Raw genomic sequence first — 22,453 nt, 5'->3', positions numbered from 1 at the left:
CTGATATAGATTAAACTTTACAAAGGGTACAGTTTAATCTCTTATTGTATTTTTTTTACTTTTTTTAAAATATATAACTTTTTGCTACTTTCACGTGTTCTAATATATGAAACTATTATTTGGAAGGAGTTAAACTATGTTTAAAAAGAAACTATTAGCAAAGCTTATCCCATTGGCCCTATTAGGTTCCTCGTTGGCGGCGGGTATAGCTTCTGCAAGCGCAGCAGTGGATTTTGCTGGTTTCCCTACACTTAAAAGTGGAAATAGTGGTGGTTATGTAAAGGCGTTACAAGTTAATTTGTACTGCTTTGGGTTACAATCTACAGTCGGAAGTATCGATGGCAGTTTCGGAACAGGTACGTTTAACGCGGCAAAAAGCTTTCAAAGTAGTCACAAACTAACATCTGACGGTATAGTTGGTTCAGGGACTTGGAATAAGATGAGTTCCTATACCATTGTAGAAGTTCCTGATGTAAGTTTCTCTTTATGGACAGGGGAAAGCTCAACATATTGGGCGATGTATGCTAACAAAAATAACAATGCTAATTTGTCCTATCAATTATTGTATAAGAGTAATAACGCCGTCGTTAACTCTGGTAGCGTTTATTAAGGAGGATGAAAAATGAAAAAAACATTATTTGTTGCAAGCGTGGCCACTATTCTTGCAAGTGGAGGATTCATCTACCATTCTTACGCTGATGGGAATAGCATTGCACAAGCTCAAGCTACAACAAGCTCAGTAGTAACTAATCAAGAAGCTCAGTCTTCGCAAGCTGTAAACAATGACGCAACAGTAAATCAAGATACTCAACTGGAAGGAACTGTGGATCTTTCCACAGTGTCGGCTAATGAAATCTTTATCCCTAAATCGGTTCCAGATATATCTTCTGTCACTAAAAGTAATGCGTTACTAACCGAAGGTGAAATATATGCAAGGAAAACAGATATTGGGCTTCAGCTCCGGACATTTTATAACACTCAATCTGGTAGTGAAATTCTCTTTACTCAAGTGCCCGCTACTCTAACTGATGAAGAGACTATTGCAAGTTTAGAAAACTCCTATCATTTGGAACAAGTACAAGTAACCAAAATTAATGATTACACTGCTGCCTATGTAGATGGGGAGAATAGAAAAGTCGTTCATTTAATGACATCGGATCATTTCTATACTGCCTCTACAATAACAGGTACTCTTGATGATGTCATGAATGTTATTGGTCAAATTAAAGAATAATTGAGTCACTACATAAAAGCCAAAGTAACCGACAACGGAACTTTGGCTTTTAAATACTGACTGGCTAGAGCGCCATATTAAAACTAGAGTATAGACATCTTATTCTCTTTATATGTATTTGTATTTTGATAATTACATAAAAAGTTAAATAAAGGGAATTGGGAGCGTTAGTTTATTTTTAGTAGGAGCCAACTATATTGGCAATACTCGGCAGGGGACCAAAACAAAAAAAGTATTCATTGGCAATTTCCCGCAAATCTCTAACCGGCTAGACATCTCCATCAATAATCTAAAGTAATTCTCGAACACTTATGGTGCCTATTGATATATGGGCACCTGTTCTTATATTAGCTCTCTGTTAATGAGATAAACATTCAATCTAGATATGAATTTAATTCTAGTGGTTGTTAAACTATTCTGCCCGTTAGCTTAATAACTCGCGCGCTTTTGGTCCAACGGGATTGTATAGAAGTTCTTGTCTTGAGCAAACGCAAAGTATCATATTCTTGTCGTCTTTACGATACAAAAAAAGGCATACCCCCTTTTACGGGAACATGCCTTTTGTACGGTTAAGAGCAATGTTTCTTTACTGCATACCTTGCATGATGGCATTAATGATGCCTTGTTGGGTAACAGTATTATTCGAACGGTTAAACAAAGCGAAACCATGCTGTCCGTTATGGCCATTGTCCCAATAAACTGGAACCGATTTGTATTTCTTAGCGGTTGCTGTCACAGCTTTGGCAAAAGCTTGACGATATACATTATTACTTGAATCAGACGCTGTTTTATCGATAGAGCCGAATTCACCAATTACTACCGGATAGCCTTGAGTTACAAACTTATCGTGCATGGATTTGAATTGCGATTCCAGATAGTCTTCTTGTCCCCAATTAGATTTCTTGGAAGGATTAGTTGCAGTTGCTCCCCACTGTGTAATGTTACCGGATTCCTCACCTGCAAAGTCCCACGGAGAGTAATAGTGTGCTGAAATCATGATTCTCTTCTCCGAGCTAGGAATAGCTGAAGATCTGAAATTATCCGTTGGAAGCACGAAGCCGTAATTACCTACAGTGTAATCAATATTGGTATTCCAGCCAGGAATCAAGAGCCATCTAGCATTGTTGTTGCCTCCGGTCTTACGGACCGTATCCACAAAAATCTGATTATAAGCGTTCAAATTAGCATAATATGCCGAATTGGGATTCCCGTAAGTTCCATCGAACACTTCGTTCATAGATTCGAAAATAAGACGCTCATTATAGTTACTAAATCTAGTAGCAATCTGTTGCCAAACCTTTTGGTATTTTTCCTTGATGGCATTTTGATTGCCTCCATTCACCAGCAACCATCCGCCGGGTACGGAATTGTATCCATCACCATGAAGATTAATAATAACATACAAGCCTTCATTATAAGCATAATCAACCACGGTTTGAATTCGATTCAGCCATGCGTCGTTAATTGTATAATTGGGAGCGCTTCCAATACTATTGAGATAAGATACAGGGATTCGAATTGTTTTGAAGCCGGCAGCCTTCACCTTTTGAATCAATTGCGGTGTAATGACAGGATTGCCCCAAGCGGACTCATTCGGTGTGCCGTTCAGCGTTGCTTCAAGCTGATTTCCCAAATTCCATCCTGCACCCATCTCCGACACAATTTGAGAAGCCTGCAATGACCTGAAATTAGCTGCTGATAGGCGGGTGTTCCAAACGGTAAATAAAACTGTTGCCAGCATTACAAAAGCTAGGCTTAATAGGCCATATTTCTTCATTTTTGTGAGCATAACAAAAACCTCCGCTTATCATATTATTGTTTTAGCAAGCAGTACGGTCACTCTCTTTATATAGATTAATTCGAGATTTCGTTCCTCCCTTCCTCTCTCTATGGATCAAACAAACCATATTATCATCTAACAGCATTAGAATAACACAATTATGGAATACGAATATAATATTTCAATTATTTCGATAGTTTGTTACAACATAACTTATCTTTAATTCGTACCATTCGCATACAGAGTCAAGTCTGTGTCGATGATAGTCGACGTAATGTCTGGCTATCACAAACGGCTCTCCAGAGATATTAATACTGCGAGGCGTTTCTTTCGACAACTACTTTCCGTAGATATAACAACACTAGCTAAGTATAAAAGATCATATGCTATAGCAGCATAATAGGTTAGTTCAGCTTCAACATCGGAGCTTGTAAGAAAAAATAATGGCAAAGCAACAATAAAAACGATAATACCCAATAGAGTATTTTTTAATAACTTCGTTCATATGTTCACCTCCCAGGCTTCTATCAATTCGCACCTATACGCTTGTTAGCTTCATAATGACGTTAAAGTTCTCTTTAGTTCAATACTTAAGTTATATACGCCTAATTATCAATATTGATAATCAACGGTAATATACGTGATTGAACCTGTTTACTGTTTCAGTTTACGAAAACGGCGATACATCACCACAACGCACCTCGTTGTCTTTACTGTATATGCTCTTATTTTTACGTTAGTAGAAGTTTTGTCCGCATCATTCTAATATTCGAATTTTAACTGGAGCGAATCACAAATTGGCATATATCCTATCTTTCGATAGATGCTATTAGATGTGGGATTTGCTAAGTCTGTATATAAAACGCACTTAGTAAACCCTTGATCCAATGCAAGTTGGCTTATTTGCTCCACAATTGAAGTAGCGTAACCCTTCCTTCGTAAATATGGAGGGGTATATACAAATGCCACACCAATAGCCGTCTGCAATTCCCTAGTATATCCTGCCATAGAAACGGGTATCCCGTTGTCCTCTAAGATATAGAGTTTTTTCGATGCTATTCGATAGAGGTAAGGCTCTACATCTTGCGGGATGGACATTTCTGTTTTGCCATAACTCCCAGCAGCATAAAATGCTTCAGCCCAGTACGGGAAAAAGTGAATATCCTTTTCATCTAGCAATCGAACGTTACCAACCTTTTGAATGTCTGAGTTTACTGCTGTAAGTTCATATATACGTTGGCTCATGGTTGTTTTAAAGGTTATTCCCTTGCGCAAGGTATATTCTTTGGCAAAATACTCTGCCAAGGTTTTTTCAGTTATCACGCCAGGAATTTCACGGTCTTTCAGCCCATCTATCAGACAGTTTATAGCCTCTGGGTTAAAAATATTGTCTGTTGCATAAAGCGTAATATTGTGCGGCGGTGTCATTAAGGCGGTAAGTCGTATGCCCTTAGCGTCCGAAATAGTTGCCATAAACCAATTTACAGGATCACGCCAGTCTGTTTTGTCTTTTCCTTCATGCCCCATTATGATATTGCCAAGAGGAATCAAATTTTGTGCTTCATGACGCATCAGTACGTCATAGGTATTATTGTAAAACTCATGGACATCCGTATACATCTTGAATTGCATTGCAATATCCCCCTTTTTCATCTGCTCAACGTTTTTCTGGATTATTTAACTAATCGTTCATTCTTACGGTTTGTTGATTTATTCTTTTCAACGATTAATGAGATATGCTGATAAAAAGGGCATAGAGATAAGTTTTTTTGTGAGGTTGTTTCGTTAGATGATCTTTCAGTTAGGGGTTACGAGGAATATCTAATTGCACGAACCAGCGATAAGACAACCAGCTAAGTGGCCGACTTATCGCTTTTCTTTGTCCGTAACAGTCACCAGTTATTTATTATTTAAAACCTGCAATAGCATCGTATACAGGGTGAGGTACATAGGAGTCTTCCAGCAGTGCTACCTCATCAGGGGTTAACGTAATCGAAAGCGCAGCTACTGCATCTTCCAGATGTGTTATTTTCGTAGCACCGATAATGGGAGCTGTAACCGGATCTTTCTGCAGTAACCAGGCAAGTGCAATTTGAGCGCGGGGAACGTCATGTTTCTGTGCAATGGCTGCGACTTGATCGATAATAACCCGGTCGACTTCCGCAGTTGCATCGTACTTCACTTTTTGCACTTGATCGGTTTCAGAACGCTGTGTAGTTTCCTGCCAATCACGAGTCAGTCGGCCTGACGCAAGCGGACTAAAGGGAATGACACCTATATTTTCTTCCTTACACAGCGGCATCATCTCCCTTTCCTCTTCACGGTAGATCAGATTGTAGTGGTTTTGCATTGATATAAATCGGGTCCATCCATTTTTCTCCGCAACATGTAAAGCCTTTTGAAACTGCCAAGCGTGCATTACAGATGCTCCTATATATCTTGCCTTACCAGCCTTCACCACATCATGCAGTGCTTCCATCGTTTCTTCAATCGGCGTATTGTGATCCCAGCGGTGGATTTGATATAGATCTACATAGTCGGTTCCGAGTCGTTTGAGACTCTTATCGATTTCACTCATAATCGCCTTTCGAGAAAGACCAGCACCGTTCGGACCTTCATGCATTCGAGAAAAAACTTTTGTTGCAAGAACAATTTCGTCTCGGTTTGCGTAATCCTTGAGTGCCTTGCCAACGATTTCCTCGCTTGTTCCCTGTGCATATACGTTCGCTGTATCAAAAAAGTTGATGCCAAGCTCGAGCGCTTTCTTTATTATTGGACGGCTGTTCTCTTCATTAAGTATCCATTTGTGAGAGCTAGGTCCTACTTCTCCAAATCCCATACAACCAAGACAAAGCCGTGAAACATCCAATCCGGTATTTCCAAGTTTACTATATTTCATTTGTTTAACCCCTCTCCTTATAGATATGAGTCCACACATTTACTTCCAGTATGAACAAGCTGTATTGAATGTATAGCATGAGATAAGCATATCAAGTACGGTAATAAGTTTCTTTGCTGATAAGCTCATTACGCTTGTCCATTCAGCTCATTTTGCGTGAATCGCTTTCGATATTCCGAAGGCGAGAGTCCAAACTGCAGCTTAAACACTTTGGAGAAGTGGGCGATATTTTCGAATCCAATGGTGTAGCATATATCTGTGACGGAGAGTGTCGTTTCTAACAACAGCTTCTTGGCTTCATCGAGCCTACGGTTGCGAATCCACTTCAAAGGGGACGTATGATACGTTGCCTGAAACTCTCGTTTAAACGTCGACAGACTTCTTCCCGACATATAAGCAAGATCATGAAGTGAAACGGGGTTGGTGAAATTCTCCTCCATTATTCTGCCAATACTATGATTTTTATTATTATTAGAATACAGCATCTGATATAAAAAACGTTCATTTGAATCTGCCAGATGAAATAACAATTCCATCATTTTCACCTTAACCAGTCCATCACTGACATTCTCAGGCTTTTCAAGATAGGGCTGTAACGACTCAAAATATGATTGGGTAAGTTCATTAACAGGCATGATGGATACGGGTATAAAATCGTCTACTGGTGAAATTAGTTCCACATCAGCGAATTGAACAAATTCCTCCAGCAACTGTTCATTCAGAAAAAACATCATGTAATCAAGCGTGTAATCTGAATCGTGCTCCCCCGATTTATCGTACTCAATTAGGGTCGATTTATGAATAAATATCATCTCGTTGCTCCGAACAGTGTATTCTCTTTCATTGAAGCGAACCGTATAAATGCCCGACTTTACGAACAGCAAAAGATGATCCTTTAGAAAGAAGGCTCCCTTTTTACCTTGTGTATGCAAGCAAAAAGTAATAACGGTTAACCCGTTCTGATGTAAGCTTCCTTTTTTATCAGGTGCTTTTTCCATTTCTTGCGGTGCCTTAATTGTCTTTCTAACTTTTATAGACATGTGCAGAGTCCCGCCTTTTTTATCTTTTACCTATAGAATAACAAGAATAAGGAATAGATACTTAACTATTAAGCTCAAATCATTTGTTTATTTAGCTCAAGCTACTAATCATATTTCACATCTGTAAAAAAGAACTGTCCCTCCGTAGAAAATCTACATTAGGACAGCCCTCTAATCAGGATCTATTATTCAACTATTCAATTTTTAATTATAGTTTGTTGATAGCCATTGAGTCGTGTTCAGGGATAACTTACCTGCGCCTGCACCATTTGCAGCCGTTAATCTTGCCTGAAGTCCCGCAGGATCTTCTGCCGTGTAACTGTACGGCAATACACTAAAACCGTTCCAAGAAAAAGGGATTACTGCTGCTGGAACTGGTGAGAGTGGACTACCAGCATCCTCACTTCCACCTCTATACTGAAGTTCATCCAGCTCATAGATTGTATCTACGGCTGTAATTTTACCTGTATATTTACTTTGAGTCGCACTAACCTGATTGTTACGAAGCGGGTACTGAACACCACGAATAACGGATTTCTCTAGTAACACTGAACCATTTTCGGTAGAGATGGCACCATTGCTAGTGATTCCAAAATGATACCCTTTAGCAGAAATAGCCTTAGCCATATCCGATGTAATGTTGTTCTTCATTGTCCAAGCTTCCGCATTATCCATGACAATGTTATATGCATGCACGTTACCTCCTCGTAAACGAGGCATACGGTCCTGAATATCTTTATAATAATTGTGATGCAAGGTGACTTCTAGATCTGGATTATCCGTAGCAAACTCATTGGCTCCAATGAGATGGCCTTTCTTCTGGCTTGCTGCGACCGCGATAATCTGTTCTTTGCTCATTCCGACAGAACTGCTTCTCAAATAAGCGTACATCGGATAAGCCGTTTTATTCGCTTCAAGCGCATTGATCTGCTGAGTAACCCAGCTGTTGGAACTCTGATCATCCCCGACAAATGAAGACCAAGAAATCGTTACACCATTACTGCCTTTTTTAATATCGATAAGTCCGTCATAGGCTTTATGGAATGTCGTATGATCAATCCAGATATTACTGCTATTCTCCACCGTAATGTAATCCCAATCATTCTTATCGTAATCGCCTTTCGAAGCTTCGTCCCACTCCCACAACTCGTCAAATTCTAAATTGCGAATAATGATGTTGTTACTCCGTTTAAAAGTAAAGGCAGCATGTTTAATTGTTGCTCCGCTCGACGAAAAAATTGTCAGTCCATCAAAACTATCGATGTTTATTTTGCTTACCCCTGTCTCCTTCAATACTGGGTGTGTCAGTGCTGCATTATGTGCGCTAAAAGGTGCTACCTTAGCCGCATCAGGAATCTCATTCCAGCCAAGATTTAGATCATTCATGATCTCTATGACCTTGTATTTCGAACCTTTCTTCAAGGCTAGAGCGAGATCCGAAGCATTGTATACCTTAACATAGCGAGGATCCGTGTCTGCAATTTGACCTCCACCTGTAGTTCCCGTTGCAAAGCCACTCAGATTGTATTCACTAAGCGCATATGTATCATCTGGCATCTCCGTTGGCGGATCTACTGGTGGATCAACTGGCGTTTCCGTTGGTGGGTCGATCGGTGTTTCAGGTGAAGGCACTGGTAAGGATGGCGTTACACCTGAAATATTTACATTATCGTACATCGCAGCAGATTTTATGGTTACGAGCCCCACACTTCCCTGCGTTAGATCTGTGTCTGTAGCGGAAAGTTCCAATACATCATTCACATACATATCAATCGTTGAACCTTTCATTTCAAGTTTAATTTGATACCACTCATTTGTCTTAAGCTCATAGTCAGCTTTGGTGGCTAATGTCGTTGACGAACCTTTGACTTTTTTACGAATCTCCAGTTTCCCACCAGCATTGTTGAACAGCGAAGCAGCATAGTAATTGTTTGCATCTATGTATCGTCCAGCTACATAAGTACGTGTAGAACCATTGAAATCTGTAATTTTCACATCTGCTGTAACGGAATAATCCTTCCACTCCAGATCACCCGCAGAAGTTCGGCCTTCACTATTACTTGATTGATAATATACCGCATTTCCCTGATCACTAACGACGGACCAATTCCCACTTGTGGCTGACCAGTGGGCGTCACCTTCTTCAAAAGTATCCTGAGACCATACATTGGCCTGAACGGGCTGACTCGCCCAGAACGAAAGCACAAGACTTATGCTCAGCGCCAGAATTACCATTTTGTTAAACTTTTTTCGTATACGCATAAAATTACTCCTCTCATATTCAATTCTTTTTATCGGACAAAAGAGCGCTTACAGATATAGGCTGGAAGTATTATTAATTCAAATCAACATAAATTGCCAATAATCATAAGCTCAGTTTATTATTCACCTGAATTTAATATGCAAGTATCCAGAGAATAAAAAAGAAGAAATACAGAAATCTGCATTTCTTCTCGATTATCAAAATTATAAAATCAGGAGATATATTACCCCCTTAAATGGTATTATAATTATACTTTTTGCTTTCTTTATCCAGTCACCATTATTTCTTTTTAAGTAAAAATTCTGTGTCGTGGATTTGATTACATCAGCGTATAAGTTCAATATTATTACTATCGTCAAAATCATTGATGATTCCATCAGCTACGAGTCCACCTTCTTGGTTAAAACCTTTAATTTCTATAGGAGGAACAACTGCAGAAGGGATTAACACAAACCAGATTGTTTTATCTGGATCAATAGGGATTAGTTTTGCCTTAATGACTCCACTTTCCTTGGTCTCGGCAGTTATGCTCTTTATTGATGGGTCCAAAACATTCCCAAAGATCAAGGGAAAAGGGGTCGGAATATCATCTAGTCCAGCCATGCTCATATAAATAAGAGCAGCGTTTGCCCTCGAGGTACCAAATCCTCCACCCCATACCCACTTCCATCCAAATCGTGCTTTTCGTACAAACTCCACTTGAAGATTGCTCGTATCCTCTTTTTCGGGACGATTCATAAATATGAGAACTCCCTCTTCAACAGTTTCTTGATAAATAACTCGGTTAGGTGAATCATTCCCTCTAAATTTCTGGACAGCCTCTTCCGGAGTTTTGCCAAGTGGAATCTTGAGCGTACTCGTCATTCCTAAAGCCTTGGATACACGGCGGTCTGAAAACCCGCCCGGTACATCATTGAGAAACAAGATAAAGAAAAAAAGGATTCCACTAAGAAGTACAATTGTAATGATCCAGCTTACTCGTTTATTTCTTTTGAAGATTGCCATATCCCCGCCTCCAAATACATTATTCCTATACTAAAGGTTAGCTCATTCTTGCTCTTGTTAATAATTACATATTGTTCATTTAATCTAACATAAAATAGTTCGGAAGGTTACACTACAAAGCTCATAAGCATCGTGAAAATAAAAAAGAGGAAATACAGAAATCTGTATTTCCTCTTTTCATTCGATAGTTATTCCATTACATAACATGATGTAAGAGTATTAAGAACACTTATTTGTTTTCTTTTGTATAAAGTGTTTCTTGAGCAACTTGTGCTAGTTCCTCGGCTTTGTTGCTTATCTCCATAATCGTTGCTGAGAATTCTCTAATCGTGATAGCCTGCGTATCTGTTAATGCGTGGACATCCGCAAAAGCATGATTTAATAGCATCAGAAGTTCTTGAATGTTCTTGGTGATACCATTAATCTGATTCACATTCTCTTTAGAACTTGTCGCCAGTTTTCGAATCTCGTCGGCTACGACAGAGAAACCTCTTCCCACTTCTCCTGCTCTTGCCGCTTCAATAGCTGCATTAAGCCCTAACATATTACTCTGATCTGATATCTCCTTAACCACACTAGAGATCTTACCAATCTCCTGCGCACTAGAACTAACGTCATTCATTTGGCTTGTTATGCCGCTTACCCGATCGTTAAGGTGGGTTACCGACTGACTGATGTCTTCTATAGATGCCGTAGTCTGTTCGACAATAGCGGAGAAACTTTCTGCCATTTCAAACAGCTTATTCGCTTTTTCTAAGCTCGTCCCCATCCCAATACCGCCAATGACGTTCCCCTCTTCATCATGCAATGGTATCGCACGTGCAGCAAGCGGAAACCCAAATAGCTCTTTTGGAACAACCGCAGAAAGATCGGTATTATTTCTAATGGCGTTTGTTACAATATCCCCTTCTACCAAAGGGTCGCCAGGAGTGACATTCAGTGAGAATGTATTGCCTGGAATGTTAATGATCAGTTTTTCGGTATCATAAATACCAATCGTAATGTCATCATTCGTTAGTCTTTTCAGTAAGGGAGCGATCTTTACAAAAGCTCTAATCAGCTCGTGCTGCGTGTGATCTTCTGATGCCTGATTCATGGTATCTCCCCCACCCATTAATATGGAAAACTTCTTTGTCCGTAGTTGACTGAAATCCATTTCATCGTAGTGAATTCATCCAAGCTCCATTGTCCATTCAGACGACCCATTCCTGATTGTTTCTCGCCGCCAAATGCTACAATCGGCTCGTCATTAATCGTAATATCATTTACATGAATCATGCCTGTGTGAACTTTCTTCGCCATCTCTACTCCGCGCTCAACATTGGATGTATGAATAGCTCCGCTGAGTCCAAACGGTGTATCGTTTGCTATGGCAATTCCTTCTTCTTCGGTCTCAAACGGAATAATACATACTACCGGGCCAAACAACTCTTCTTGAGCCACTGCCATATCCGTCTTCACATTAACGAGAACGGTCGGCTCTACCATTCTGCCCGTGATTTTTCCTTCTACGAGAAGTTCTGCGCCTTGTTCAATACCTTTTGCTATTAGCTTTTGAAGTGTCTCTGCTTGACGATGATTGATAACCGGACCAATTACCGTCTGTGGATCACTCGGATCACCTGTCGTTAACGAAGCGACTTTTTCTTTGAATTTAGCTACAAACTCTTTATAAACGGAGTTCTGTACAACAATTCGGTTCGCACACATACAGATTTGGCCTTGATGTGTGAATCTGCTGAACGTTGCAGCTTGTACTGCATAATCAATATCTGCATCTTCCATAATAATAAACGCACTGTTTCCGCCCAGTTCAAGCAATGGTTTTTTATAGTTTTTAACGGCCAGTTGACCAATATAACTTCCGACTTTTGTCGATCCAGTAAAGGAGATAATTCTTGGAATTGGATGTTCTACAAATGCATCGCCAATCTCTTTAATATCGGTAACAACCACATTCAAGAGACCTTTTGGCAACCCTGCTTCTTCAAAGATTTTACCAATTAGAGTTCCACCCGTGATTGGTGTATCCTCATGCGGTTTCAATACTACGCCATTACCGGCACCGAGTGCGGGTGCTACGGATTTCATGGACAAGAAGAAAGGGAAGTTAAATGGACTAATTACTCCTACCACACCTGCTGGGCTTCTATACAATCTGTTTTCCTTACCATCTTCCGTAGAAGGTAAAATCTTGCCTTCCATACGAATCGGGAATGTAGCTGCTTCTTTAATCATATTTTTCACTAGGCCAATCTCAAAAGCTGCTTTCATCCGCGTTCCACCCAGTTCTTGAATGATCAGGGATGTAATCTCTTCTTCATTTGCTTCTATGTATGTAACTGCTTTTTCTATAATATCTCTTTTTTTGTATGCGTTAACCTTATCCCATTCGAGTTTTGCTTGGTGTGCTGCTTGATATGCATCATCAATATCAGCGACATTTGCTATATGGAACGTAGTAATAACCTCATCATTATATGGATTGATATCAGGTAACGTCTTTTCACTCTTACCATCTCTCCATACCCCATTAATAAATTGTTTTCCTAAGTCTGTAAACTGCATTTTCTTCCTCCTATGTACACTCTATTAAGTTAGTATTATTTATATATCGACACATCGCCCGTGGTTATTAAGCTTTACTTCTAAATAAGTTGAAACTCATAACTGTATACGTTAACTTAAAGCTGCTGTATAGGTACTAAAAAAGTCGCCTAGATGGCGACTTCATCATGATTACTCTTTATATAATTTGATAAGGCAAATTTGAGAAGTTGTATTTTTTATCATTGTCTTTTATTTTAATGGTTATCGGGAAAATGGTAGCTTTCTTACTCGTTGGCAACCAAATCCGGTCTGTAACAACTACAATAAACAGTCCATGTTCATCCCCGACAGGCTGAAATATGGAACGATCCCCTTTCCATAAAGGCAGGTTCATGTCTGCTTCTAATGCAGAGACCACGCTTTCCACATCAGGAACGGGTAATCCCACTTCACTAACACATAGAATATCTTCATTCGTAAATTCATTGGAAGAAACACTTTTACTTTTGATATTATGGCGAGCGATAAATTCAACAATGTTCCCCGCTGGATCACAAAAATAGACAGCATGAGCGTTCCAACTTTCAAACTCGAACTCATCTTGCGATTCGCTTTTTAGCAAAGTAACCCGTTCTGACAGATATGCCTTAGCAAGTTTAAATTTGTCCTCATTAATATTCACTGCGAAGTGATAAAAAGGGTTCTCTTCCTCGTCGGTTAGAACAAATGTGAGATTCGTTTCCCCAACGGCAATTGTAAATGAATTGGTATCTTCTTTTACTAAACCTAGTCCTATGGTTTGGACATAGAATGTTTTTAAATCCTTTAATTCGTGAGTGTTCAATATAACTTCCTCAAAAATCAAGATTCACCACACCAATCCTAAGATATTTTTATGTTTTGCACTTCTAATTTAACATAATGGAAGCCAACAAGATGTGTAACTGTCGAACTTTTCTACTAAAACCATAAGAAAATCGGATCATATTTGTCTTCTAACGAATAGGGGCTAAGATTTATCACTCAAAAATCTGTATGATTGCAGCTTTGCCATTCCTCACCTCAATCTCTGCTACTGCTCCGTTCACCAACGTGATCTGAGGTGGCATATGCCCACAGTCTATATCGTAAACGACAGGGATACCCAGTTCTTCCGCAATTTCTTTGTATACATCCCGTTCATCATAACCTTCTACTGACTTATTCGCATGGCTTCGTCCAAATAAAATACCGCTGCAATGAGCAAACCAACCTGCCAGTTTCATTTGAACAAGAGACCTACGAAGGTCCGTTGTACTGAGTTCACAATTTTCTAAATACCAAAGAATGGGTTCACTATGAATATACTGACGCTGAAATGTTTGCACATCACCATAAGGAGTCCCTATCAAATGCCGGATAACATCAATGCAGCCACCAAGTAAACGCCCTCGCAAAGTAACAGACGATCCTAATATCGTCTTCCACTCGGTAGGTTCTGTTAATTTGAAGATACAGGGTGAAGGCTCCTCGTGGTTCCATTTCTTCTGATATTGTTCTGAAGAGATTTGCTGATTTGTTTTACCAGGCCGTGTAGCTAGAACCGTTTCCCACATGGCAGTCGTCTCGTCCGAGTATATTCCTCTTATATCCATCAGATTCGTACCGTGCGCTGTAGCAATTCCCGTCATAAGCGTAATGGCCAGCAGCAACACACTTGTATCTGAGTAACCCAGGATCCACTTTGGCTGAATTCGTTCGTATTCAATCTGATCCAAGATCTCAATTAATAACTCCCCACCCCAAGGCGGAAAAATCATACCAATTTTGTCATTCTGCAAAAAATCATTTAGTTCATCAGCGCGTATGCTGGCAGGTGCTGATTTCGCTTTATGCTGAGTCCACACCGTTTGACCGCAAACCACGCCGTATCCTTTCGCCTCTAGACGAAGGACTGCCTGCTCAAGCAGTTTATGTAATGTCTTATCAACTCCCGATGAAGGTGCCGTAACTCCAATGGTCGTTCCCTTTTCTAAAAATGGATACTGAATCATCGGATTCCTCCCATTTCTATTTTTTAGTGAATTTTTAATTTTCCGATATTATAAACTATCTTTTTTTAGAATAATATGTTTTTTGTTTTTTAATACCAATGTAATGAAATAGATACGGAATAAGGTTGGTTGTAGGAGGAGTAGATAGAAAGCGTTATTGATTTTATTATTGTGAATTTTTCATATGTTGAAATAATAACATCAATGGTAGGTTATGCTTCCGAAAGAGTAGAAAGACAAGAATTAACCTTGTGTGAAAAATTCACACAAGAAAGCAACCGGATATCTCGGTTGCTTTTTTAATTTATTCAATTCGTTCTTTGAGAAGTGTTTTCAGATGATGATTCCGTAGAAATATGTAGCTCTCTATATTTGGCGGGTGTAATGCCTTCCTTTTTTCGGAACGTTGCCACGAAATGACTCACATCGTTAAATCCAGTCTGTGCCGACACTTCTTTGAGAGTCTTATCAGGATTCATGATCATCATTTTTTTAGCTTGACGGAGACGAAGGTGGATCAGGTAAGAGTATGGACTCATATCAAATGCATCCCGAAAAAGCTCATTCAAGTACGAAACACTCATATTCGCTTGTTCCACCATCTCAGCCAGCCCCACATTCGATGAAAAATGCTCTTCCATCCATCGCACAACGGGACGAAGCTTATCATAATATTGAGATAATGAGGGCTGTTCGTCACGCATACCGTAGTTTCTTAACAGCATAAGAAAACGATAGAGTGCTGTAGATAATTCCATTCCAGAGAGCTCCGTATCCCAATCCGCTTTATAAATCATCTCTTCCATGAGAGATACGAAAGATGCACCTTCTGAATCGATAGAATAGATCGCGGAAGTATTCATATCAAGCGAGTTCAGTATAGCCTCAGCAGCAGTTCCGCCAAATGTAATGTATACGGTTACCCATCGATCTGATGCAGGGGAATAGGAATGCGGTGTAAATGGGGTGAGTAGTATTCCTTGACCTGACGTCAGCAGGAAGCGTTCTCCCCTCATTTCCATACTTCCTTCCCCTTCCAAAGTATATAGCCAGTGATAATACGGGTATCCGTCCGTTCGTGTAAATATCCGTTCCCAAGCACTATATCCAATCGTTTCAACAAATAATGGAAGCGAGCGCTCTATTGTATTAAATACACATCTTCTGTTCTCATCGCCCCAGTTCACCTTATCCTCTCCCTTCAATGACCCTTCAATATTCATATGATAACAAAATAAACCAAGTATAGAGCCCAAAACTCTATACTCGGCTTTTTTCAATTCCTTTATTTTAGGAACACATCTAATGAAGCAAGTGCCTTACCCTCAAAATCGAACAATCCTTGATTGGCCCAATGATTTCCCATTTCCGAGACATCGTTGCCATATTTCATACCGGCCAGACTTGCCCAGCTCGTCCCTTTTACCGGCAGCCAAGCCGGCTCCCAGTATACGATACCGAGACCTTTTCCGTCAGGAATCTTACGGACTGTCTCCATTAAATCTTGAAGAAACTGCCCCTGGCCTTCCACCGTTGGCGGATATCCAGCAATTTTGGACATTTCTTCTGTGAAAATATCTGCTCCAGACAAACTTTCCGTCGTATGTCCATAAGCCGTTTCTACAACTAGCACCTCTTTATTAAAGCGAGCACTAATGTCTTCCAAATTAAACTGTAAATCTTCGAGACCGCCATGCCAGATCGGATAGTAAGATAAACCGATAATATCATAATCTACATTTCGTTTACTCATTTCATCAAACCATGTGCGGTATAATACATTTTGCCCACCGGCATCAAGGTGCAAAATAATTTTCATAGGTCCTGCTTCTCTTGCTGCCCGCACACCTGCTTTCAATAGTGCCGCAAGTGAATCGTACGACTTATCCCACTGCGCTGCTTCTGTTTCTTCAAAGCTTTGCTTTTCAGGAACATAGGTAGGTGTTTTACCTTCTGGCCAAAGCATGCCGTTCGTTGTCTCATTTCCAATTTGTACCAGATCCGGCATGACATCGCACAGTCTGCATACTTCAAGCACTTCCTTGGTATAGCGATATACTTCCTCTTGCAACCTCTCACCTGTATAAGACTGCCAAGCCTTTGGCTTGTCTTGTTTCTTCGGATCTGCCCAAAAATCACTGTAATGAAAATCTAGCATAAACTGCATTCCGTGTGCTTTTGCTCTTTTTGCCAGTTCAATCGTCGTCTCCAGATCATTCGTGCCGCCCATATATGGCTTACCTTCTTCATCATATGGGTTCACCCACAAGCGCAATCTAACCGTATTCAATCCTTTTATTTGTAATATTTCGAATAAGTCTTTTTGTTCCTCACCTAGATAATATCTCCCTCCGAAGTCTTCAACTTCTTTCAGCATGGAGATGTCTGCGCCTTTAACAAACAAACGAGTCATAAAGTTCTTCCCTTCTATGTGTCAATACACATATTATAAAGCGTTTTCAGGTAGAGTTGATATATAAAAAACGATGGGTGAATGGTATAAGGATATTATGTATTCATGATGTTAAAAAACATGAAAAAGGACGAAACACCAGGGTAGTCCCTGAATTTCGTCCTTATTTCCTTATATTCAAAAAGTAATTCCAAGGCTCTCTTTTGAAAACTTATCCACCGAAAAAGAAGTCGATGATATTCGAAGCCTTCGAGGATTTCTTGTTATAGAATTCGGAATACCCGCAATTTTTGCAGTAAACTACAATAAATTGATTATTTTGTATATCAAACATTTTTGATAATCCAGTACCTGTCATCGCAACTTCTTTGGTGTCCGCTTCCAAACCTCCGCATTTAAAACAGCCTCTTCCACTCATTTAAAATCGCCTCCAATTTATATAGTTATGAATACGAATTGGAATCATCTCAGGTTTCAATCTCTATCTTGGAAATTTGGAATAAAGAGTCATACATGACTCTTAAAAACATTTGACAATTCTATATATTGATTTAAAATTATAAACACAGTCTATATATAGTATAAAATTAATGCCTTTTTTATCAATCAAGGGGGATAAGATATTGTTAATTGTTTATGATTCCATGACTGGAAATGTAAAAAGATTCATTTCGAAACTTTCACTTCCGGCAGTTCAAATTCAGAATCAAATGACGATTGATGAACCCTATGTACTCATCACGTATACAACAGGTTTTGGACAGATACCTGATAAGGTGTCTTCTTTTTTGCAAAAAAACTCGAAATACCTCATCGGCGTTGCTGCGAGCGGTAACCGTAACTGGGGTGAACGTTTTGCGAAAAGTGCAGATTTGATATCCGCATCTTATAACGTTCCTATTATTAGTAAATTCGAATTATCCGGTACAAAAAGTGATGTTGAATATTTTAAACAAGAGGTGAGCCGCATTGCGTCATATTGAATTAAACAACATGTTACTACAGCGTGACTCTGATGGTTTCTTTCAATTACATAAAGACAAAGAAGCTGTAGAGGAATTCATGGAAGAAGTAAAAAGTAAAAGTCTGCAGTTTACGAGCATTGATGAGCAGATCAAATATATGATTGAACAAGATTATTACGAAGATTTTTATGCTGTTTATACCCTGGATGAAGTTAGAACCGTATTTGAAATTACACACGGCTATGGGTACCAGTTCCCTTCCTACATGGCAGCATCCAAATTCTATACGGACTATGCACTTCGAAGCCGTGACCGAAAAACCTACCTTGAATCGTATGCTGATCGTGTAGCGGCAGTCGCTCTTCAGCTAGGGCGAGGAAACTTTGATACGGCTTGTTTGTTGTCTCGTTCTATGATGGAGCAGCGCCTTCAACCTGCAACTCCCACATTTTTAAATGCAGGAAAAAGTCGGCGGGGTGAACTCGTTTCTTGCTTCCTGCTTGAAATGGATGATGCACTCAACTCGATTAACTATGTACTGAACACTTGTATGCAATTGTCCAAAATTGGCGGCGGCGTTGCGGTTAACTTATCCAAACTGCGTGCTCGTGGGGAAGCTATTAAGGGCGTTGAAGGTGCTGCTAAAGGAATTACGCCTGTTCTGAAACTGATGGAAGATGGTTTCTCTTATGCAGACCAGATGGGACAACGTAAAGGCTCGGGAGCCGCTTATTATAATATTTTCGGCTGGGATGTAATGGAGTTCCTGGATAGCAAAAAAATTAATGCAGATGAGAAAATTCGTCTAAAAACACTTTCAATCGGTCTTATAGTTCCAAATCGTTTCTATAAGCTGGCTCAAGATAATGAGCCGCTCTATGTTTTCGCGCCTTATAGTGTATATAAGAATTATGGTATTCATTTGGATGATATGGATCTTGACGTAATGTATGACACGCTGCTGGCTGACGATCGTGTGAAGAAGAAAAAAGTCATGGGAGCACGCGATATGCTGACCAAAATAGCGATGGTTCAGCTTGAATCCGGCTATCCGTATATCGTCAATAAAACAAACGCGAATCAAGCTCATCCGCTAAAAAATGTAGGACAAGTAAAAATGTCAAACCTCTGTACAGAGATTTTCCAACTGCAGGAGACTTCTGAAATTACGGATTACGGACAGCCCGACATCATTCGTAAAGATATTAGCTGTAATCTTGCTTCCCTTAATATTGTAAATGTTATGGAGAGCGGTAAGCTCAAGGAATCAGTTCATGAAGGTATGATTGCACTGACCTCTGTCAGCGATATGACTCATATTGACAATGCTCCAGGTGTTGCAAAAGCAAATGCTGAAATGCATTCTGTCGGCCTCGGTGTAATGAATCTTCACGGTTATTTTGCCAAAAACAAGATTGCTTATGAAAGCACTGAAGCCAAAGACTTTGTGCGTACCTTCTTCATGACAATGAATTATCACTCCTTGGAAAAAAGTATGGAGTTTTCTAAGCAAACGGGTCAGCGGTTCTATGGATTTGAAGAATCGGATTATGCGACGGGAGTTTACTTCGATCGTTATCTAACCACCGATTACCGTCCTGCAACATCCAAAGTACAAGCATTATTTAACGGAATCTACATCCCTACTCCGGATGATTGGAAACTACTAAAGTCTGAGGTTATGGAGAATGGTCTCTATCACGCATATCGTATGGCTATTGCTCCAACAGCCAGCATTTCTTATATCCAAAACGCAACATCGAGTGTAATGCCGATCGTAGAGCAGATTGAGACACGTACCTATGCAAATTCAACAACGTATTATCCAATGCCATACTTGCAAAAAGATAATCTCTTCTATTACAAATCGGCGTATCAGATGGATCAATTCAAAGTGATTGACTTGATTGCAGAAATTCAGCCTCACGTTGACCAAGGTATCTCGACGGTACTGCATGTGAACAGTGATGTATCGACTAGATACTTGGCTCGGTGCTACCTCTATGCTGCTCATAAAGGGCTCAAATCTCTGTATTATACACGTACTAACAAGCTAACGATGGAAGAATGTCTTGCTTGTTCTATATAAAAGTAATGATCTTTTAGCGCTATTAAGATAGGAGTTTGATATAAAATGCCGGCAATTCAAGCTGTGAACTGGAATCGTGCAGATGATGAATTCACACTGATGTTCTGGAATCAGAACATCATGCAATTTTGGACCGATGACGAAATCCCTTTATCTGATGACAAAATGACCTGGGTAACGCTCAGTGATACAGAAAAAGATGCTTATATGAAAGTTCTTGGAGGCCTTACCCTCCTGGATACCATTCAAGGAGGCGTTGGCATGCCCCAGATCATGGAGCATGTTGACGGGCTCCAGCGTAAAGCCGTTCTTAGTTTTATGGCGATGATGGAACAAATTCATGCGAAGTCTTACAGCAGTATTTTCACAACCTTGGCCTCAACGGAAGAAATTGATCAAGTATTCCGCTGGGTAGAAGAAAATCCTTATCTGCAAACCAAAGCAGAAATCATTCGTGAGTATTACACGAGTATAGAAACCTCTAAAGATTTATTTATGGCGATGTGCGCTTCTGTCCTGCTTGAGAGTTATTTGTTCTACAGTGGTTTCTTCTATCCGCTCTATTTAGCGGGGCAAGGAAAACTAACATGCAGTGGGGAAATCATTGATCTCATTCTACGTGACGAGAGTATTCACGGTGTGTATGTTGGTGTGTTAGCACAAGAAATTTATGCCACTTTAGATCCAGAAGAACAAAGAGAGTTGTATCAGAACCTCGTCGATTTATTACAAAAGCTTCATCTCAACGAGTTGCAATACACGAAAGAGGTTTATACTCCTATTGATTTAGTGGAGGATGTAGAAGTATTCTTGCGCTATAACGCTAACAAAGCGATGATGAACCTCGGCTTTGAACCCCTATTTGAAGACGAAGAAGTTAACCCCATTGTGTTAAACGGGATTAGCACTCACACCAAACAGCATGACTTCTTCTCCAAAAAAGGAAATGGTTACATTCGTGCTTTGAAAGTAGAACCGCTGACGGATGATGATTTCAATTTTGATGAATTCGATAAATAAATAGTAAGTGAATCGATTTAATGAGTTATGAAATTGATTCAAGTATCAAAAAGACTCAGACCGTTCTTTCCTAAGAACGGTCTGAGTCTTTTTAAGGAACCTGGTCTTTTACAAAACACGGGTTCCTTTTATGGTCCTTATATGTTACATTATCCCATCGCTATATAATCAAAGACCTGCAGACCTTTTTAACCTTTCCGCTATTAGAATAAGATCTTCCGCAGAGATCCCAGGGGCAAATTCTTCAGGTAAGTCCGGTAATTCAGGTACAGGTCCGCTATATCCTGGCAGCCCCGCAAACGCCTCAAGTTTACCCCCATCTGTTGGATGAACCCCTTTCCAGATCTGGGCAATCTGCTGATAGTCTTTGTCACTGAATGTGTAAAGTCTTCGATGTTCTCCAGCCGCTTCCCATTTTCTTGTCGTATCAAATACTTTATTATCGAGTCTAGGTATGGGGAATAACTTAGTTACATCTACTCCTGTAGCCATTTCAAGTGCTTTCGCATAAGCCAAAATATGTACACCGCCACGCACAAGTAAATACCCGGTCATTTCTCGAGCCGCCGGATGATCTGTCATTTCATACACTCTCATTTTATGTGTGCGTGCTCCGCATTCCAAGAAGAAATTATGCAATAAATCGAAGATTAGATTCCCGCTGCTTACCACATACGACCCGTTCCAAGGTCTTCCCATGGAATCATAAGGAAGTGCAGTCTGTGCAGACTCAATAAAATGAGATGTCATCCGTGCATCTTTACCTACTCGCAGCGGCGTTGTATCTGGATCTCCTGGAGATGTCGTACCGCTAAGCATAATATTAATCGTATTTGCTACAAGCTCAACATGACCAAACTCTTCTGCTGTAATACTCGCCACGATATCATAGAACGGGCGCAACTTAGATTTGCCTCTAAAGTTGAAGGACTGAAACATATAATTATTCAAGGTCGACATCTCTCCGAAACGTCCACCCATAAGTTCCTGAACTGCACTGGCACCGTTCGGATCCGGTCCTGAAGACAGGGGAAGCGGCAATTCAATTGCGAGACGGTCTACTCGTTTAAACATTCGTATTTCCTCCTTAAATGCTCTTTGATTCATGTTATGTGGCGATACTCGCGCGTTATGCATGGACAGGTTTTTTGTCATTTATTGT

19 protein-coding genes are annotated in these 22,453 nt (G+C 40.0%); 5 read left to right on the top strand and 14 right to left on the bottom strand.

Features of this window, described 5'->3' with window-relative positions; all coding sequences use genetic code 11:
* The first annotated feature begins 136 nt into the window (after nucleotides 1-136).
* Both H9647_RS10955 and H9647_RS10950 read left to right on the top strand, forming a co-directional pair.
* Nucleotides 137-610 carry a peptidoglycan-binding domain-containing protein gene (locus H9647_RS10955; protein WP_191799805.1) on the top strand — a complete coding sequence of 158 codons (474 nt, stop codon included), beginning with the start codon at nucleotides 137-139 and terminating at the stop codon, nucleotides 608-610.
* Nucleotides 611-622: 12 nt separating this feature from the next.
* Complete coding sequence (locus H9647_RS10950; RefSeq protein WP_191799804.1) at nucleotides 623-1,234, top strand: hypothetical protein; 612 nt, start codon at nucleotides 623-625, stop codon at nucleotides 1,232-1,234.
* Nucleotides 1,235-1,820: 586 nt separating this feature from the next.
* Here the strand turns inward: H9647_RS10950 and H9647_RS10945 are convergent.
* The 13 genes from H9647_RS10945 to H9647_RS10885 form a co-directional block, all read right to left on the bottom strand.
* Nucleotides 1,821-3,023 carry a glycoside hydrolase family 5 protein gene (locus H9647_RS10945; RefSeq protein ID WP_191799803.1) on the bottom strand — a complete coding sequence of 401 codons (1,203 nt, stop codon included), beginning with the start codon at nucleotides 3,021-3,023 and terminating at the stop codon, nucleotides 1,821-1,823.
* A 753-nt stretch (nucleotides 3,024-3,776) separates the two neighbouring features.
* A complete protein-coding gene (locus H9647_RS10940) occupies nucleotides 3,777-4,646 on the bottom strand; it encodes a GNAT family N-acetyltransferase (protein WP_191799802.1) in 870 nt (289 codons plus the stop codon).
* Between the two features lie 274 nt (nucleotides 4,647-4,920).
* Nucleotides 4,921-5,913: an aldo/keto reductase gene (locus H9647_RS10935; RefSeq protein ID WP_191799801.1), complete on the bottom strand. Its 993-nt coding sequence runs from the start codon at nucleotides 5,911-5,913 to the stop codon at nucleotides 4,921-4,923.
* Nucleotides 5,914-6,041: 128 nt separating this feature from the next.
* Nucleotides 6,042-6,953, bottom strand: coding sequence for a helix-turn-helix domain-containing protein (locus H9647_RS10930; protein ID WP_191799800.1), 912 nt, complete (start codon nucleotides 6,951-6,953; stop codon nucleotides 6,042-6,044).
* A 204-nt stretch (nucleotides 6,954-7,157) separates the two neighbouring features.
* Nucleotides 7,158-9,215 (bottom strand): pectate lyase family protein, encoded by a 2,058-nt coding sequence (locus H9647_RS10925; protein ID WP_191799799.1) that lies wholly within the window; start codon nucleotides 9,213-9,215, stop codon nucleotides 7,158-7,160.
* A 325-nt stretch (nucleotides 9,216-9,540) separates the two neighbouring features.
* Nucleotides 9,541-10,221: a hypothetical protein gene (locus H9647_RS10920; RefSeq protein ID WP_191799798.1), complete on the bottom strand. Its 681-nt coding sequence runs from the start codon at nucleotides 10,219-10,221 to the stop codon at nucleotides 9,541-9,543.
* Between the two features lie 229 nt (nucleotides 10,222-10,450).
* On the bottom strand, nucleotides 10,451-11,317 hold the full coding sequence (locus H9647_RS25990) for a methyl-accepting chemotaxis protein (RefSeq protein ID WP_191799797.1): 867 nt from the start codon (nucleotides 11,315-11,317) through the stop codon (nucleotides 10,451-10,453).
* A gap of 17 nt (nucleotides 11,318-11,334) precedes the next feature.
* Nucleotides 11,335-12,789, bottom strand: coding sequence for an aldehyde dehydrogenase family protein (locus H9647_RS10910; RefSeq protein ID WP_191799796.1), 1,455 nt, complete (start codon nucleotides 12,787-12,789; stop codon nucleotides 11,335-11,337).
* Nucleotides 12,790-12,967: 178 nt separating this feature from the next.
* Complete coding sequence (locus H9647_RS10905; RefSeq protein WP_191799795.1) at nucleotides 12,968-13,615, bottom strand: VOC family protein; 648 nt, start codon at nucleotides 13,613-13,615, stop codon at nucleotides 12,968-12,970.
* Nucleotides 13,616-13,790: 175 nt separating this feature from the next.
* Nucleotides 13,791-14,804 (bottom strand): S66 family peptidase, encoded by a 1,014-nt coding sequence (locus tag H9647_RS10900; RefSeq protein WP_191799794.1) that lies wholly within the window; start codon nucleotides 14,802-14,804, stop codon nucleotides 13,791-13,793.
* A 308-nt stretch (nucleotides 14,805-15,112) separates the two neighbouring features.
* Nucleotides 15,113-16,027 carry an AraC family transcriptional regulator gene (locus tag H9647_RS10895; protein WP_191799793.1) on the bottom strand — a complete coding sequence of 305 codons (915 nt, stop codon included), beginning with the start codon at nucleotides 16,025-16,027 and terminating at the stop codon, nucleotides 15,113-15,115.
* A gap of 62 nt (nucleotides 16,028-16,089) precedes the next feature.
* Nucleotides 16,090-17,217 carry a glycoside hydrolase family 53 protein gene (locus H9647_RS10890; protein WP_191799792.1) on the bottom strand — a complete coding sequence of 376 codons (1,128 nt, stop codon included), beginning with the start codon at nucleotides 17,215-17,217 and terminating at the stop codon, nucleotides 16,090-16,092.
* 211 nt (nucleotides 17,218-17,428) lie between these two features.
* Nucleotides 17,429-17,635: a zinc ribbon domain-containing protein gene (locus tag H9647_RS10885; RefSeq protein WP_191799791.1), complete on the bottom strand. Its 207-nt coding sequence runs from the start codon at nucleotides 17,633-17,635 to the stop codon at nucleotides 17,429-17,431.
* 205 nt (nucleotides 17,636-17,840) lie between these two features.
* Between H9647_RS10885 and nrdI the strand changes: the two genes are divergently transcribed.
* Genes nrdI through nrdF form a run of 3 tightly spaced genes read left to right on the top strand, consistent with a single transcriptional unit; the run spans nucleotide 17,841 to nucleotide 21,291 of the window.
* The gene (gene nrdI, locus H9647_RS10880) at nucleotides 17,841-18,200 is read left to right on the top strand and encodes a class Ib ribonucleoside-diphosphate reductase assembly flavoprotein NrdI (RefSeq protein WP_191799790.1); all 360 of its coding nucleotides are present in this window, start codon (nucleotides 17,841-17,843) and stop codon (nucleotides 18,198-18,200) included.
* Nucleotides 18,187-20,271, top strand: coding sequence for a class 1b ribonucleoside-diphosphate reductase subunit alpha (gene nrdE, locus H9647_RS10875; RefSeq protein WP_191799789.1), 2,085 nt, complete (start codon nucleotides 18,187-18,189; stop codon nucleotides 20,269-20,271). The genes nrdI and nrdE overlap by 14 nt, the downstream gene beginning before the upstream one ends.
* A gap of 45 nt (nucleotides 20,272-20,316) precedes the next feature.
* Nucleotides 20,317-21,291, top strand: a complete 975-nt coding sequence (nrdF, locus tag H9647_RS10870) for a class 1b ribonucleoside-diphosphate reductase subunit beta (RefSeq protein WP_191799788.1) — start codon at nucleotides 20,317-20,319, stop codon at nucleotides 21,289-21,291.
* A gap of 168 nt (nucleotides 21,292-21,459) precedes the next feature.
* On the opposite strand, the gene H9647_RS10865 is transcribed toward nrdF, so the two are convergent.
* Nucleotides 21,460-22,365, bottom strand: coding sequence for a manganese catalase family protein (locus H9647_RS10865; RefSeq protein ID WP_191799787.1), 906 nt, complete (start codon nucleotides 22,363-22,365; stop codon nucleotides 21,460-21,462).
* Nucleotides 22,366-22,453 lie beyond the last annotated feature (88 nt).

This window comes from Paenibacillus gallinarum, from assembly GCF_014836635.1.
GTDB classification, from domain to species: domain Bacteria; phylum Bacillota; class Bacilli; order Paenibacillales; family Paenibacillaceae; genus Paenibacillus; species Paenibacillus gallinarum.
This window is presented reverse-complemented; position numbering and strand designations above follow the sequence as displayed.